19 protein-coding genes and 1 pseudogene are annotated in these 14708 nt (G+C 59.6%); 6 read left to right on the forward strand and 14 right to left on the reverse strand.

Annotated elements, in window-relative coordinates:
• Positions 1-39 precede the first annotated feature (39 nt).
• The 13 genes and pseudogenes from EEB13_RS30030 to EEB13_RS32505 all read right to left on the reverse strand — a co-directional run bounded on the left by EEB13_RS30030 (position 40) and on the right by EEB13_RS32505 (position 8705).
• Positions 40-324, reverse strand: a complete 285-nt coding sequence (locus tag EEB13_RS30030; RefSeq protein ID WP_052683279.1) for a hypothetical protein — start codon at positions 322-324, stop codon at positions 40-42.
• Between the two features lie 370 nt (positions 325-694).
• Positions 695-1669: an ABC transporter substrate-binding protein gene (locus tag EEB13_RS30035; protein WP_045063469.1), complete on the reverse strand. Its 975-nt coding sequence runs from the start codon at positions 1667-1669 to the stop codon at positions 695-697.
• A 26-nt stretch (positions 1670-1695) separates the two neighbouring features.
• Positions 1696-2751 carry an ABC transporter permease gene (locus EEB13_RS30040; RefSeq protein WP_045063468.1) on the reverse strand — a complete coding sequence of 352 codons (1056 nt, stop codon included), beginning with the start codon at positions 2749-2751 and terminating at the stop codon, positions 1696-1698.
• On the reverse strand, positions 2748-3515 hold the full coding sequence (locus EEB13_RS30045; RefSeq protein WP_045063466.1) for an ATP-binding cassette domain-containing protein: 768 nt from the start codon (positions 3513-3515) through the stop codon (positions 2748-2750). Before EEB13_RS30045 ends, EEB13_RS30040 begins: the two co-directional genes overlap by 4 nt.
• Positions 3512-3826, reverse strand: a complete 315-nt coding sequence (locus EEB13_RS30050) for a hypothetical protein (RefSeq protein ID WP_045063464.1) — start codon at positions 3824-3826, stop codon at positions 3512-3514. The genes EEB13_RS30045 and EEB13_RS30050 overlap by 4 nt, the downstream gene beginning before the upstream one ends.
• Complete coding sequence (locus tag EEB13_RS30055) at positions 3823-4536, reverse strand: hypothetical protein (protein ID WP_045063462.1); 714 nt, start codon at positions 4534-4536, stop codon at positions 3823-3825. The genes EEB13_RS30050 and EEB13_RS30055 overlap by 4 nt, the downstream gene beginning before the upstream one ends.
• Complete coding sequence (locus tag EEB13_RS30060; RefSeq protein ID WP_045063460.1) at positions 4533-5387, reverse strand: BtpA/SgcQ family protein; 855 nt, start codon at positions 5385-5387, stop codon at positions 4533-4535. The genes EEB13_RS30055 and EEB13_RS30060 overlap by 4 nt, the downstream gene beginning before the upstream one ends.
• Positions 5384-6307 carry a carbohydrate kinase family protein gene (locus EEB13_RS30065; protein WP_045063458.1) on the reverse strand — a complete coding sequence of 308 codons (924 nt, stop codon included), beginning with the start codon at positions 6305-6307 and terminating at the stop codon, positions 5384-5386. The genes EEB13_RS30060 and EEB13_RS30065 overlap by 4 nt, the downstream gene beginning before the upstream one ends.
• A complete protein-coding gene (locus tag EEB13_RS30070; protein WP_045063456.1) occupies positions 6304-7056 on the reverse strand; it encodes a GntR family transcriptional regulator in 753 nt (250 codons plus the stop codon). The genes EEB13_RS30065 and EEB13_RS30070 overlap by 4 nt, the downstream gene beginning before the upstream one ends.
• 158 nt (positions 7057-7214) lie before the next feature.
• A pseudogene (locus EEB13_RS32195) lies at positions 7215-7406 on the reverse strand (hypothetical protein); the annotation flags it as partial.
• A gap of 181 nt (positions 7407-7587) precedes the next feature.
• The gene (locus EEB13_RS32495; RefSeq protein ID WP_410055786.1) at positions 7588-7803 is read right to left on the reverse strand and encodes a hypothetical protein; all 216 of its coding nucleotides are present in this window, start codon (positions 7801-7803) and stop codon (positions 7588-7590) included.
• Complete coding sequence (locus EEB13_RS32500) at positions 7803-8129, reverse strand: transposase (protein ID WP_410055787.1); 327 nt, start codon at positions 8127-8129, stop codon at positions 7803-7805. The genes EEB13_RS32495 and EEB13_RS32500 overlap by 1 nt, the downstream gene beginning before the upstream one ends.
• A gap of 84 nt (positions 8130-8213) precedes the next feature.
• Entirely contained in the window at positions 8214-8705 is a 492-nt protein-coding gene (locus tag EEB13_RS32505) for a transposase (protein WP_410055788.1), read from the reverse strand.
• Between the two features lie 218 nt (positions 8706-8923).
• Here EEB13_RS32505 and EEB13_RS32510 point away from each other — a divergent pair, with 218 nt between their 5' ends.
• The 4 genes from EEB13_RS32510 (at position 8924) to EEB13_RS30095 (ending at position 10406) form a co-directional block, all read left to right on the forward strand.
• Positions 8924-9214 carry an IS3 family transposase gene (locus EEB13_RS32510; RefSeq protein ID WP_353805968.1) on the forward strand — a complete coding sequence of 97 codons (291 nt, stop codon included), beginning with the start codon at positions 8924-8926 and terminating at the stop codon, positions 9212-9214.
• A 78-nt stretch (positions 9215-9292) separates the two neighbouring features.
• Positions 9293-9490: an IS6 family transposase gene (locus tag EEB13_RS32200; RefSeq protein WP_045063454.1), complete on the forward strand. Its 198-nt coding sequence runs from the start codon at positions 9293-9295 to the stop codon at positions 9488-9490.
• Between the two features lie 79 nt (positions 9491-9569).
• Positions 9570-9866, forward strand: a complete 297-nt coding sequence (locus tag EEB13_RS30090; protein ID WP_141486948.1) for a Dabb family protein — start codon at positions 9570-9572, stop codon at positions 9864-9866.
• Between the two features lie 348 nt (positions 9867-10214).
• A complete protein-coding gene (locus EEB13_RS30095) occupies positions 10215-10406 on the forward strand; it encodes a hypothetical protein (protein WP_141486949.1) in 192 nt (63 codons plus the stop codon).
• A 62-nt stretch (positions 10407-10468) separates the two neighbouring features.
• On the opposite strand, the gene EEB13_RS30100 is transcribed toward EEB13_RS30095, so the two are convergent.
• Positions 10469-11005, reverse strand: coding sequence for a TetR/AcrR family transcriptional regulator (locus EEB13_RS30100; protein WP_239654555.1), 537 nt, complete (start codon positions 11003-11005; stop codon positions 10469-10471).
• Between the two features lie 152 nt (positions 11006-11157).
• Here EEB13_RS30100 and EEB13_RS30105 point away from each other — a divergent pair, with 152 nt between their 5' ends.
• Both EEB13_RS30105 and EEB13_RS30110 read left to right on the forward strand, forming a co-directional pair.
• The gene (locus EEB13_RS30105) at positions 11158-13086 is read left to right on the forward strand and encodes a fumarylacetoacetate hydrolase family protein (RefSeq protein ID WP_045063445.1); all 1929 of its coding nucleotides are present in this window, start codon (positions 11158-11160) and stop codon (positions 13084-13086) included.
• Between the two features lie 117 nt (positions 13087-13203).
• Positions 13204-14688: an AMP-binding protein gene (locus tag EEB13_RS30110; RefSeq protein WP_045063443.1), complete on the forward strand. Its 1485-nt coding sequence runs from the start codon at positions 13204-13206 to the stop codon at positions 14686-14688.
• Positions 14689-14708 lie beyond the last annotated feature (20 nt).

Raw genomic sequence — 14708 nt, forward strand, 5'->3', positions numbered from 1 at the left:
TGATGGTTGAGGGTCGAGGCCTGCACGGTTTTGCGGTCCTCACTCCTTCCGGAGCGGGGCGAGATGAAAGGTTCGGGCGGCAGACTTTTCGTCGGGACCGGCGAAGAATGTCCACTCGTGCTGCTCCGCGTGTGCACGGACACAGCGGTTCCTTCGATCCGTCTCGGACGTCGCGATGGCAGCAATTCCTCCCGCACTGTTCTCGAAATAGGCTACGTTGCAGGCAGTTACGTCGCCGCCGAGGATGCATATTTCGCTGGTGAACCTAGCGGTAGCGCTGGGGCCGTCGAGGATCTGGCGAGATAGATCGTTGTCGGTTCTCATTCTCTGCTCGGCGCGGCGATGCTCCCGCTCAGCCGGTGATGCTGCACAGCTGCGATATCGACGAGGTGACCGATGCGGTGGGAAAGATACTCCATCCGCGTCATCTGACGAGGATTAGATCGGCATCTGGATTTGAGGCTGACCTTCGTGCGATATCGACAGTCTCGATGGTGACCTGCATAGTCCGCTACAACCGCGACAGCGACCTCTATTGCCCACTGATTGACGGCTATCACCTCAACCTTCCGCTCTCGGGGCAGCTGGTCACGTCTCATCCTCCCAGCTTGCCGCATCCAACAACGTGACAGTGCCGCCCACCCGTCTCCGGGGTGAATTCGAGGGGGACGGTCGCGGCGGGTTCGCAGTTGGGTCAGCAGTCTGCTTTGTATTCGTACTGGTCTGCCTTCTCAAGGTCGTCGGAGGTGATGATGACCAGGTCGGTGTTCTGAGTGGGTTCGACTGTGCCACCGTCGATGAGGGTCGCGAGTGTGGACATTGCGACCTCACCTTCCTGCTTGGGATTCTGGGCGATGAGAGCTTGAATGGAGCCGTTCTTGAGGGCGTTGACTTCGGCGGTTGCGGCGTCGTAGGCGACCATCTTGACGCGTCCGACGGCTCCTGCTTGCTGCAATCCGGTGACGGCACCGATGGCACCTTGGTCGTTGGTGGAGAACACTGCTGCAAGATCGGGGTGAGCAGCCAATGTGGCTGTCACGATCTGGGCGGCCTTTTGCGGGTCATCGGATTGGTATTGCGCACCGAGATATTCGATGCCGGGATAGGTCGCCAACTGCTCTTCGAAGCCCTGGGTGCGCTGATCCTGCGCCGTGGAGCCCGGAGGCTGGGTGATGACGAGCACTTTGCCCTGACCGCCGATGAGTTCGTTGATCTCGTCCGCGGCCATGGCGCCACCGGCGAGGTTGTCGGTGACGACCTGGCTGGCTGCGATGGTGGTGTCGGCGAGTGTCTGGTCGACGGTGATGAGTTTGGTTCCAGTGCTGGTCAATTGACGCAACTGGGGTAGCAGCGCCTGTGCGTCGGTCGGTACGACGGCTGCACCTGCCGGATTCTTGGCGGTCACGGCATTGATGACGGGTACCTGGGCGTCGGCGGCGAATGCGTTGCCTGCCGAGACGTCGAGGTTGAGGCCGAGCTCGTCGGCTTTGGCCTGTGCGCCGCAGGCAAGGGCTTCGTAGAAGGGGCTGCCCGAGACGCCGAGGACGAGGGAGACGTTCTTGTTGTCGGGTGTGTCCTGGCCGGTGCTACTGGTCGACCCTGTCGAACAGGCACCGGTGAGGGCTACTATCCCGATTCCGAGCACCGTGATGGTGGCTGACTTCTTCATGTTGTTTCCTTGTCCGGTAGAGGTGTTCAGCTGAGGTTGCGGTTTCGGCGTTTGATCTGGTCGACGTAGACGGCGAGGATGAGTACTGCGCCCATGGCGACGGTCTGCCAGAACGGTGGAATTCCGAGGATGACGAACCCGTTGAGCAGCACGATGGGAATGAAGACACCGATGATGGTGCCGACGATGGAGCCGATGCCGCCGAACAGGCTCGTTCCTCCTAGTACGACGGCGGAGATCGTCGCGAGGTTGTCTGCGGTGTGTCCGCCGATCGTGGTCGTGGAAAATCGTGCGACGGACATCATCCCGGCCAGGCCTGCGAGCGCTCCCGAGATGGCGTAGACCTTGATGATCTGTGCGCGGAGCGGGACCCCGGATCGGCGGGCTGCTTCGGAGCTGGAACCTACTGCGTACGTCCAGGTCCCGAATCGGGTGAATGCGAGAACGGCGCCCGCGATGGCCGCGACGAGGACCGCGATGACGACGAGAACGGGTATTCCCGCGACAGCGCCTGTACCGATGTGGGTGATGAGCAGTTCGGGTACGGCGCGCACGTCTTGTCCGTTGGTGATGATCTGTGCTGCTCCGAGTGCGATGCCCATCGTTCCCAGCGTCACGATCAACGCTGGAATGCGGGCGCGGGCAATGAGGAATCCGTTGATCAGTCCGAATATCGTGCCGGCGGCAACCGATGCCAGCAGTCCGATTGCGATGACGCCCCAACTGCCGTCGGTGGTGCCGTAGGTGGACCCGTCCGAGCCCGACAGCGCAAGCATGACCTTGGCTCCGACGACCGAGGAGAACACGAGCACGGAGCCGACCGAGAGGTCGATTCCAGCTGTGATGATCACGTAGGTCTGTCCAACTGCGAGAACGAGCAGGACGGCGGCGTCGATGGCAAGGGTGGAGAGGTTGTACGAGCTTGCGAACTGGCTGGGGCGAAGGACCGTGAACACGGCCACGAGAACGATCAGGAACAGCAGCACCCAACTGCTGCCGAGTTTGCTTGCCAGCTTCTGCTGGAGTGTCTGGTGCTGCTTCTCCGGTACGACGGCCTCGGGCCGTGGATCGACGGTGGTCATGGGTTCTCCTGTGGGGAGGTGGTTCCGCTGGTCATTGCTTCGACGAGTTTCTGAACTGTTGCCTCGCCGCGGGTGAAACGTGCGACGGTGCCGCCCAGGCGCAGGACTTCGACACGGTCGGATACGTCTACGACGTGGGTCATGTTGTGCGTGATCAGGACCACGCCCAGACCTTGATCGGCAACTTGACGGACGAGGCGTAGTACGCGATCGGTCTGCACCACACCCAGTGCTGCAGTGGGCTCGTCGAGGAAGATGACGTTGTCGGCCCATTTCGCTGCTCGTGCGATGGCGACCGATTGGCGCTGTCCACCGGACAGGGATCCGACGGACACGGTCGGTGATCGCAGGGTGATACCCAGTTTCGAGAACTGTTCGGCAGCATCGCGTTTCATCGTGGCTCGGTCCAGTACGCCGACTCTCCCAAGGATTCCCGGCCGGAGGAGTTCGCGTCCGAGGTACATGTTCTCGGTGGCATCGAGTTCCGGTGCCAGCGCCAGATCCTGAAAGACGGTGGCGATGCCCTTTTCCTGAGCAGCGGCAGGGTTGGGTAGATGAACGTCGGTTCCGCCGACACTGATCGTTCCCGAAGTCGGTGTTTCTGCTCCGGACAGAATCTTCACCAGGGTCGACTTGCCGGCCCCGTTGTCGCCGACCAAGGAGCACACTTCCCCGGGATACACCGTGAGGTCAGCACCTGCCAGGGCAGTGACCGAACCGTATTTCTTGGTTATGCCTCGGGCTGTGAGCAGCGGGGCGCTCATGTGTCCGCCTTGGCTCCGACGCTGTTGGCGAAGACGAACCAGCGGCCGTATTCGGCGGTGACCTTCTGTTCCCAGAAGTCGTATGCCGCGTCGTAGCTGTCGAAGGTCCACACCTCGACCGTGGAGTAGTCGGATTGTCCTCGCACGGTGTGCGAGCCGGTGCTCGTGGCGCCGTTAGCGATCGCTGCTGCGTCGATTGCGCGCCATCGTTCCGCGTAGGTGGTTTTGGCTTCGGCGTCGAGTTCGTACCAGCTGCTGCGCGCTCGCGCGTGGTGAATCCATATGGTGCTGTTAGCGTTCGGTGTGTTCATCGGTGTACTCCCAGAATGTCGGACAGACTGTGCTTTCGTCCGATGTAGTGGCGCGAGGTGGTGAACTTGAAGTCAGCGACTTTCTCGTGCATGCCCATCGCGTGGTCGAGTAGGGCAAGGTCCGGAACCTCCCAGATTCCCAGGTGGTGCCACGAACTGGCAGGGTCGAAACGGTGCCGACCGGCGATACTGATTCCGGAGCCGACGTCCGAGGAGAAGGCCTCGTCGCACTCGATGTCGTACTCGGCGCGTTCATGCGGTGTCGCGGCTTGCCACGCGTCGTTCCATTCCCACAGGGCGAAGTATGCCCACGGAGAATCCGGGTTTCTTCCGATCGTGCTGTGCACCGGTAGGAATTCGCGCCGCCCGACAATCCAGCTCGTCTCGAACATGGCGTCCCAGCCTGCTTTTTCGAGGCGCTCGATTCCTGCGTGTGCCTCCGCCAGAGTTGGTGCCTCGAACGCTCCGACGAAATCGATGTCGTGTGCGAAACCGGCTCGATAGACAGAGACATCGTCGGTGGTTGTGAACATTTCGGCGATCGAAGTCCTCCACCCTGCATCTCGCAGTGCAACGATCGCGGCCCACAGTCGTTGACGGGTGTCATCGTCGATGGGTGTCGGGCGGATGCGGGCGGTGAAGAATGTGATCGCCCAGCCGTCGGTGTCGAGACCGAATACCTCGGTCTCGGCACTGACCTCAACGCTCATGCCGATACCTGCCTGAAGGCGTCCGCTGCCGCCATCAGTTTCTCCACCCGCCCCTGATCGACACGGTTCCACCAGAGGCCATCCTCTTTGAGCCATTGTCCGACGATCGCCCCGTCGGCCACCTCGAAGAGCGCCCCCAGTTGCTCCGGATCCATGCCGGATCCGACGATGACCGGGAGGTTCGTTCCTGCTCGTACGTCTTCTACTTCGGCGGGGCTGGTCGGGGAACCGGTGCGAGTTCCGGTCGCGATGAGTACGTCGGCGTCGAACCATTCGGCATCGGTTGCTTGTTCGGAGATGCTGCGATCGGCGGTGATGGCATGGGCTCCGAACTTCACGTGGACATCGGCGAGAATGGCGACGTCGGCGGCGCCGATGGCTTTGCGGTAGCGGAGGGCGGGCGCGGCAGGCCCGTTCATGAACCCTTCGTTCGCGATGTAGGCATTGACCCACTGATTCGCTCGCACCCATTGAGCACCAGTTGCTTTGGCGACAGCAAGGCCAGGGATGACGCCGTTGGCGACACAGGTGATCCCGATGGGAGTATCGACCGCGTCAGTGATCTCGATGCAGGCCGCGGTCAGTGCTGCGACGGTCTCATGGCCGATGTCCTCCGGCCGCGAGAACGGCATATCGCTCGCGTTCTCGACCATGATGCCGTCGATTCCACCTGCTGCGAGAGCTTTCGCGTCCCGGACCGCATCGGCATAGATGTCCCTGACTCGTTCACCGTTGTATCGAGGTGAACCAGGAAGGGGCCCGAGATGGACAACGCCGATGATCGGCTTGGGCCGGGCAAAAATCTCACGCAGTGCGCTCGGGCGAACGGGATGAACCTTGGGAGGGGTCATGTGGAAAACCTTTCTCGTTGCAGTCGAACATGGTGTGCCGTGAGAGTGCAGCGGGTCGGGTAGGAGGAGGAAGCGCCGTGGAATTGCACGGTGTACGAAGCTGCATCCACCGCAGTGCGAAGGGCATCGACAGCTGACTTCCCCTCGACGCGGTCGGAAACGAACCAGCCCGCGAGAGCATCTCCTGCACCTGTCGTATCCAGCACCGGGCCAATTGATTTCGGTGGAGTAACTGGCGTCACACGGTCCGAGGTGGTGAGGACGGCACCGTGCGGCCCCAGCGTCTCGACGACTTCGTGCACGCCGAGCCGAAGTAGATCGCCGACCATCGAGTCACCGAGCCGCCTCCCCGTGCGACTGTTCGCGAACACCGTGGTGCATCCCCGAAGATGAGGTTCGAGTTCGTCGAGGTATGCGGGAATGGTGGCAGGTTCGAGGTCGATCGACCACGGCACCGACGCGATGCGGGCACGATCGATGGCAACGGCCGCTGCATCCAGGTCGTACAGAGCGGTGTGCATCCAGGCCGAACCCGCCACGTTCATGCGGTTGAGCTGAGACAGAGCTGGGTACATGGCAGCGTTCGGGGCCAGCACCAACCGCTTCTCGCCTGCGGAATCAAGGGTGATAATGGCGCGGCACGTGGCACGGTTCGGTACGGTCGTCGCCGTCAGAATCACGCCGGTCGATTCGACTGCGGACAGTGCCGAGCTTCCGGCCATGTCCGCTCCGACCGTGGTCGTGAGGGTGACCAAAGTGCCTGCTCGTGAACAGGCGATCGCAGCGTTCGTCGTGACGCCACCGACGTTCTCGACCAGACTCGAGGCAACCACCTTCTCGTCGGGACCAGGAAGGTGAGGAACGACTACTGTTGTGTCCCAGCTGATGTCTCCGACGAAGAGTGCTCGTTGAGGGTTCATCGTCGTTGCAGTTCGGTGCGGTATCGATACCGGTCGGCGCGGTAGTGACGGCAGACATACTCGATCGGGACACCATCCGCATCGAATGCGATACGCCTGGCAATCAGCACAGGGGCGCCGATGTCGATTCTGAGCCGCTCGGACAGCATTTCGCCTGCGATGCCTGCTTCGATGACCTCGGTACCACTCGATACGCGGAATCCTCGTTCGGTCTCGAGCCAGGTGTACAACGATGTCGCTTCGGTGACACGCGTCATTTCGGACTTGCGCGCTGGAACTGCAGCGGGCGACAGCCAGGACTCACTGACTCCGATGGGTTCGCTGTTGGCGAGCAGGAGACGAGAGAAGAACACCACGCGTGTCGACCTGTCGATGTTCAGTACTGTGGCGACATCTCCTGAGGCGCGGACGATGCTTGCGTTCGGCTCTGCGTAACCCGGTATCCACCCTCGTGCGTGCATGTCCTCGGCGAAGCTGGACATGCGTTGCAGGGATTGATCGACTCTGGGCGGCAATACGATCGAGCCGCGACCGGACCGGCGTTCGATCAAACCCTGAGTCTCGAGGTGATCGAGCGCTGCGCGTGCAGTCGTGCGGCTCACCTCGAATCGACGATTGAGTTCCGCCTCCGACGGCAGAGCATCGCCGACGGTGAACTCGCCCTTGTCGAGCGCGGTCACCAGCCGTTCACTGATCTGAAACCACAGTGGAATCGCTCCCACCACGAGGTCTTCGTCATCCCAAGCCATACAGAGAATGTAGCAACGTCATGACGTTCGTACGTACGGAATTCCAAAAATTTACACCCGAAATCGATTTGTAACATCTGTGCGCTGACTGCCCCGAATTGCCAACGACACTCCGACAGTGTGGATCGCTCGTGCGCGTGTTAACGACGGGGCGGGTTCTAGTCATCGTTGCAACAGTTGACGTGGCTTGAGGTTAGCAGTGGCTCGAATAGTTCTGTGGGAGTGCAGTCTTGGATAACTCGGCGGGGTCGGAGATTGAGTTCGTTCTCGACCGCCAGGAGATGCTGCGGCGAATGCACGCTCAGGTCGGTGCCCTTGGGGAAGTAGTCCCGCAACAGCCCGTTGGAGTTCCTTACGGTGGAAGGGCGCGGATCGGAGACGTCGTAGGTTCTCGACCGGCCCGGAGACGTCGGGTATGGCTCGTTAGTGTTTGCCGCCGTTAGGACGGCTCAACGAGATTGGCCGCCCGGCGTCTCGCAACGGCTTGACCACTGATACGAAAATCGGGGTGAGGCGCGCTGGTAACTCGGGTCACATGGTGGTGATCGGATCAAGTGTGACCTGGTAGCCGAGGTGGTTGAGTTGGCCGATCAGACGCCGGGTGGCCCGGGTTTTCCCGGTTCGTTCAAGGAAGTAGTTCCCGCCGAGATCTCGGTAGAGGGTGTCATGGGTAAACATGTGCCAGACGGCGACAAGGATCGAATGCTGCAGTGCGACGAGTGCACGTTTGCGCCCACGCCGCGCCATCACCCGTCGGTAGCGCGCACCGAGGTAGCTGTCTTTACCTCGATATGCGGCGATTGATGCCTGTCCCAGAACACCTTTGAGCCAAGGATCACCCGGCCTCGTCGTCCCGGAGGAGTTTTGCCCGCAGACTCGTTGTTGCCCGGACACACACCCGCCCAGGATGCGAGATGCCCGGCGGTGGGGAACTGTGTGATGTCGGCCCCGATCTCGGCGAGGATCGACTCGGCGGCGTGTTCGCTGACGCCGGGGACCGTGGCCAACAGTTCGATCTTGCGGCGATACGGTTCCACGAGTTCGTCGATGCGGGCGTCGACACGTGACTGCAATTTCGGTGACGGAGTCGATGCGGTCGAGCATGGCGCGAGCGAGGAAACCGTGATGGTCGGTGAACCGTCCCGTCGGGGCTTCGATCAGCGAAACTCGTTTGACCCGTAGATGCCCCAACGCCAACTCCGCCAGGACACCGGGTCGTGTTCACCCGCGATCAAAGCCTCGAGCATCGCACGGCCGGATTTTCCCATCACGTCGGAGACGACGGTGGTCAACTTGATACCGGCATCTTCGAGCAGATTGTGCAGACGCTGTATCTCGCGGGTGCGTTCACGCACGACTTCGGTGCAGTACCGAGTCAGGTCCCGTAGCTGCCGGATGGGTTGAGGGGGAACGAAGCTCGGTCGTACCAGCCCGTGCTCGACGAGTTTCGCGATCCACTCGGAGTCTTTGACGTCGGTCTTGCGCCCGGGGACGGTCTTCATGTGTCGGGCGTTGAGCAGCCAACACTCGACGTCGGATTCGAGCAGGTAGAAGATCGGCTTCCAGTACGCACCGGTCGCTTCCATGCCGACCACGCTCACGTGTTCCGATATCAGCCGATCCCGCATGGCCAGCAGATCTGCGGTCATCGACGAGAACGTTCGCACTTCACTGTGTCACTGTCGCCGCGGCCCTGGAACACGAACGCACACCTTCACGTGGGAATAGCCATTTCGAATCGCGCTCCGACACCCGGCAGTTTGATTCACTCTGACAGTGAGACTGTTTGTGCCGTGGGCGTTCACCCGCCGGGCGCACGACTCGGGCCTGGTCCCGTCGATGGGAGCGATCGGCGATTTCTATGACAATGCCGTCATCGAATAATTCTGGGGCAGAATGCAAACCTCGCTTGAATCGAAGGAGATGGATAACGAGGATCGAACTGGCCAATGCCATGTTCGAGTACCTCGAGATCTTCCACAATCGCCAAGGTCGGCACAGTGCTCTCGGGATGCTGACACCGATCGAGTTCGAGAACGTACACTTCACACGTCAGCCCGCAGCAATATATCCCGGCTCAACGAAATATGTTGCACATCAAGGTCTCTGGAAATTCCGGTGCGATTCAACTCTCAGTTGGGCCGTGAGTCGGGGATGATGATCGGATGAGTCGTGGAGACGAGACAACGGCGGCTTTGCGGACGTCGCGGTCGCTGTACAAGCGGCACCGCTATCCGTGGCGGTCATCGCGCAATGCGTGTGGCTGTACTATCGGTTCGCCTTGAGCTTGCGCGACGTCGCAGAACTGATGCTCGCCCGCAGCATCGTCGTCTCGCACGAGACGATCCGCACATGGCACGCGAAGTTCGGGCGGCGAATGCGCGTGGCCTGCGCCGTCGTGCTCTTGACGAATTACGGGGGCGGACCGGTGTGAGAATCCGAGGACCTCGCAGCCCTCATGGCCGGATCCCACTCCACCAACACCTGAACAATCACCCGCAGAACGGAACGCAATGCCCATCTGTCATGTAGTCACCTTCAAGTTCAGTTCGAACGTCACCTCGGAGACGGTCGATGCGATGTACGACGCGCTTGAATCCTTCTCGGCTACGTTCCCCGGCATCGAGTCCTACCGGCACGGAATTGACCTGGATTTGCGCCCGGGAACTGCTGACTACGGTATTGCCGCCGTATTCGCTGATCAGGAAGCGCTGTGTACTTATTTGACCGATGGGCGGCACTTACAAATTGGTTCGGACTTCGCGCCTTTCGTCGCGAGCAAGTCCTCGACTCAGTTTAAGGTCGATTGATCCCCGTACCTTCCCAGTCAGCTGATGCAGGTCAGTATTGGCGATTGCGCGCCGCATGCGGTTCCTTGGGTGACTGCCTGTTTTTCGCTCACACCGGAGACCGAGCGGTGAATCGGTTGCATCGTGAGCGACTTGGATCTTCCTGGTGTCGACATCACAACTCACGATCGCCACGTCCGGGACGGCAAACCAACTCGCACCTATATTCTGAGGGATTCACGTCGAAGAACGCCAGTCCTGATCTCGATGCCGCGGAAGCGCTTGAGACGCAGGCCGACTTCGTTCGACGCCGCCACCTTCGACGATAACATCACATCTAGACCCGCTACGGTCGACGGACACCAAGCCGTGATCACCGAGACGTACAACCAGGTCTTCGACGACATCGCGATCCGCGGGAAGTTGACGCTCGCGGTGGTACTTCGCGTCGACGGCCAGGGGTGGGCCGTCATTGCCTTGACTGACACGACGTCGGATGACGCTTTCCGACAGCAGATCGCCGACGCCGAGCAGATTTACGGCACCGTCAATACTCTCTGACAGGGCGCAAGTTCCCCTGGTGGTACTGGTGAATGAGGCATGCGGAACTTGTTCTGAAGGAGTTACCCAGAGCTCTTCAGATCCACCGATGATGCGATGGCTGACGCGATGCTCCCTAGTGCGAGAAGCCCGCGTTCAAGATCGACGACATCAGGACTGATTCGCCACTGCTGATGTAGGCCGATGAAGGTACCGACGAGTATCGCATTTATGTCCTCGCGACTGACCCCGTCGGGAATAGCAATGCTGGCAGTCCACGTTCCCATCCACTTTCTCAGGTTCGCTTGCAGTGTCGCGTAGAAATCGTGCACGGGAGAACCAGGCTCAACTGCCTCAGCCATGAGGGTGATTAGCAGTCGCGCATCTGGCTGTCGAGCGACCTCAATCATGCACCGGATTCCCTCGTCGAATCCGGACGCCCGCCGAAGCTGGTCGTCCACCTTGGTCGTCATTGCATCGATCACGGCTCGCAAGAGGCCTGTTTTGTTGCCGAAATGCCAGGGGATTGAACCGCGGCTGATCCCCGAGTCTGCCGCGATGTCTTCGAAGCTCGTTCTGCGGAATCCTTGTTCGGCAAAGAGTTTTGTTGCTGACCTCACCAGGATCTCTTTGCTTTCCCGACTGGTCTCTGTGCGGCGTCCACCCATATCAAAATCCTAGCTCACCAACCATTTACATGCCGACCAGCATACTCTATGGTGATCAACACAGAGGGATGTCACAGCGATTTGGGCGATTGGAAGGTGTCACGATGAAGTGGGCAACGTACGAGGTTGACGGAGCTGTGCGAGTCGGAGTTGTGTCGGGGAACGTGATTCATGCAGCCCCGGACGGTGATTCACTGAATGATCTGATTGCGTTGGGTGCCGATGCCCTTCGCGGAACAGGTGAAGCCGCGCTGGCCGATCCGAGCCGAGTGGACGAGATCAGTGCGGTCAAATTATTGTCCCCACTTCAACCCGCGTCGATCCGCGACTGTTTGTGCTTTCTCGACCACATGCGCAACGTTCAACAGGTGCTCGGCTCGCGGGAGCTGAGTGACACTTGGTACAGAGTTCCGGCATTCTATTTTGCATGTACAGCCACAGTCTTCGGTCCTCACGATGATGTGCCCATGGCTCCTGGATCTGCTTGGCAGGACTTCGAACTTGAGATCGCTGCCGTTGTCGGTGCAGCCGGCGCGGACCTGACGATTGAAGAGGCTCAGGAGGCGATCATTGGTTACACCATCTTGAACGACTGGTCGGCGAGGGACCTACAACAGTTCGACAGTCAGCTCGGCATCGGACAGTCGAAGGGGAAAGACAGTGGTGTCACGCTCGGTCCATTCCTTGTGACGCCCGATGAATTGGAGACCCGCAGTGCAGATGGGCGCCTTGACCTCAAAGTGACCGCGCTGGTGAATGATGAAGTGATTGGGCGGGGCACCACTCAAGGTATGGATTGGACATTCGCGGAGGTCATTTCTTACGCCTCACGCGGAGTGCCGCTACAGGCAGGCGATGTGTTCGGCTCTGGAACAGTTCCAACGTGCACACTGGTCGAACAATTGAGCCTCGCGAACCCGAGCTCTTTCCGCGGATGGCTGCGCGATGGTGATGTCGTGACACTGCAGGTGGAGGCATTGGGCGAAACGCGCCAGACAACCCGAAGTGCACCCGCGCCGCATCCGCTGCCAACGCGCGTCAAACCTGGAGCCAAACCCGTACAACATATTAATACCGCTCCGACTTCTATGCCTTTCACCAAGGGGCTTCATGAGGTTGGTAAGGGTTTGTGGGCCTGGCTTCAACCGAACGGCGGTTACGGATTGAGCAACTCGGGCCTAGTGGTCGGCGAGGGCGAATCCATGCTGATCGATACCCTGTACGACTTGACACTAACGCGCGAAATGCTTGATGGAATGCGGCCCATAACTGACAAAGCGCCGATCCGCCGTTTGATGTTGACTCACTCCAACGGCGACCACACTCACGGAAACCAACTCCTGAGCGCGGACGTGGAGATCATCGCTGCAAGTGCCACAGCCGTTGAGATTTCGAAAGAAATGCCACCAGCTATGTATGCCATGCTGCAGACCGCTGACCTCAGCCCGACCGCGACACCCTACTTTCGAGATCGTTTCGAATCATTCAACTTTGGGGGAATCGAGCTCCGCAACGCCGACCGAACATTTGACGACCGCCTGACCGTAGAACTCGGCGGGCGAACAGTCCACATTCTCAATCTCGGGCCAGCTCACACGGCCGCGGATTCAGTAGTCCACGTACCGGACGCGGATGTACTCTTCGCCGGCGACCTTCTATTCATCGGATGCACCCCGATCGTCTGGGAAGGGCCGATCAGCAACTGGATCGCAGCGTGCGACAAGATGCTTGAGCTCGACGCTTCCACTGTAGTGCCAGGTCACGGCCCAGTCACCGATGGCGATGGCATTCGCGAGGTTAAGAGCTACTTTGAGTATGTCGTCGCAGAAACGGACGCCGGGTTTGCCAAGGGGCTCACATATCAGGAAACCGCAGAGAGCTTCGACCTTGGCGAGTATGCACATTGGCTGGACTCGGAGAGAATCGTAGTCAACGTGTACCAAAGATATCGTGAAATTGATCCGGAGACTCCAGAGATGCCGACAATGGCATTGACTCTGCAACAGACTGATTGGTACGCCATGCGTCATTGACCGATGGTGATGAGTCTCCGTCAGCTCGGTTCCGGCATGAGGGGAACCGAGCTGACGACAGACTCGCACACCAGTTCTTCGTTACGTTGTTCTCCTCACATGAGTGGATGAATTGTCTTGAATATATTCAGCTTTCTCGATCAAACGGCTCAACGTTTTAATGAGCGGGGCGCGGTATTTCACGGTATTGACCAGCTGTATACGTGGAGCGAATTGCGGGACCGTGCGCTGCGATTGGCATCGACTATTCGTCAAAAACACGGGCCTGGCGCGCGCATCGCTGTTGTCAGTGAAAACCGACCTGAATTAGTTGAACTGTTTTTCGGTGTCTGGGCGGCCGAATGTGTGCTCGTCCCGATCAACTTCAAATTACATGAGGGCGAGGTTGATCAGATTGCTGTCGACTCTGGTGCCTGTTCGATCTTTGCCTCACCCCGCATCGCCGAGCGGCTTAGCCCGGCTACATCCGCACCCATCCAGGTTCTCGGTGGAGACCAATATCAAGTGCTATTTGATGCGCTACCCGCGGAGTCGCCGGTTACGGATCCGGCGACGTTGGCGTGGCTGTTCTACACCAGCGGTACCACCGGCCGTTCCAAGGGAGCGATGCTCACCCATCGTAATCTCACGACAATGACCTTGGCTCACCTCGCTGACATCGATAACCCAGACGAGAACTGTAGCCTCGTACACGCCGCCCCCATGTCCCATGGTTCGGGAATGTACATCGCGCCATATGTGGCGAGAGGTGCTAGGCAAGTGATTCCCGAGTCGGCCGCTTTTCAGCCACATGAGTTTCTCGACATGTGCGAATACCATCCTGGAGCCACCGCTTTCTTGGCGCCGACCATGATTCACCGCCTAACTGAAACTGGCCGTGGTAGGCCAGCGAACCTGCGTACTCTGATATACGGCGGAGGCCCGATGCACGTAGAAACTCTTCGATCTGCGATGACGGCTTTCGGATCAGTGTTTGTCCAAATTTACGGGCAGGGCGAAGCGCCAATGACGATCACTGCCCTGCGCCGGTCTGACCACTTCGATAGCGAAGTGATCGGATCGGTGGGGCATCCGCGAACGAGCGTCGAGGTTGCAGTTGTAGACGAGAGTGGGCTGCCCACTGAGTTCGGACAGGTCGGGGAGATCGTCTGTCGTGGCGATATTGTGATGGCGGGTTATTGGGACGATCCGCAGGCGACTTCCGAGACAATACGCGACGGCTGGCTTCGCACTGGCGATATGGGGTCGTTCAACGCCCGTGGCTTTCTGACACTCCACGATCGATCCAAGGACGTTGTTATCAGTGGGGGAACGAACATCTATCCACGGGAAATTGAAGAAGTGCTAATCCAACATCCTGGAGTGCAGGAGGTTTCGGTGCTCGGCGAACCCGATCGTGAGTGGGGGGAAAGCCTGGTGGCATTTGTAGTTGGTGATGTCTCCGAGGAGGTGCTTAATGCTCATCTGACGCAGTATCTTGCCCGATTCAAGCGACCGAAACGTTACATATTCGTCGACAATCTCCCCAAGAATAACTATGGAAAAATCCTCAAACGTGAATTGCGGCTCCAGCTCTACGGAAAAGATGGGGGACAGGAGTAAGGGAGATCGAACTGCGCCGG

The organism is Rhodococcus sp. WS3, assembly GCF_003797085.1.
Taxonomy (GTDB): domain Bacteria; phylum Actinomycetota; class Actinomycetes; order Mycobacteriales; family Mycobacteriaceae; genus Rhodococcus_F; species Rhodococcus_F globerula.